This is a genomic window from Kocuria subflava (assembly GCF_012163155.1).
GTDB classification, from domain to species: Bacteria; Actinomycetota; Actinomycetes; order Actinomycetales; family Micrococcaceae; genus Kocuria; species Kocuria subflava.
Map to the genome: position 1 here is coordinate 1 of NZ_JAAVUN010000276.1, position 502 is coordinate 502.

A 502-nucleotide genomic window follows, 5' to 3' on the forward strand; every position below is an offset into this window, starting at 1 on the left:
AACAGGCTCATGTCCGGCAGGGCCAGGGCTTGGGAGTCGGCAAGGGCACGGCGGACGAGTCCGTCGTTGGTCGATCCCAGCTCCGCAACGATCTCCACCGGTGCACCGAGCAGTGCCTGCAGCCGTGAGATCAACGCGGTGTCACCGGTCAGTGGCTGCATCGGCGAATGAGCACCGTTCACCGCGGGCAGCGTGTCAACCATGCTCTCCGACTTCACCTCTCCGGCTCCCTCTGGCACTGCGGCCTTCCGTCATCTCCGTACCCGAAACGGGCCACGACCCCAGACAGGGTTATCGTCGTCACACAGAAACCTGCCTGAGTCCACAGTAGTAGTACACCCACCCGAGAGAACCCCGAGTGCCGGATCGTGCACTTGCCCTGTGGCCCATGGCGCAGCCATCGACGACGAAAGAGGAGCACATGTCCCTCCAGGCCGTGACCTACGTGTACGGAGGTTCCGCTGAAGCTCTGGCCGAGCATCGCCCCGCCCACCGACAGTTC

The 502-nt window shown here is 64.1% G+C and carries 1 protein-coding gene; it reads right to left on the minus strand.

Translation table 11 applies throughout. The features are described 5' to 3' along the window. Window positions 1-203 (minus strand): hypothetical protein (locus tag GTW58_RS14185; protein WP_209436609.1); only part of this gene is annotated, 203 nt, incomplete at its 3' end. Window positions 204-502 lie beyond the last annotated feature (299 nt).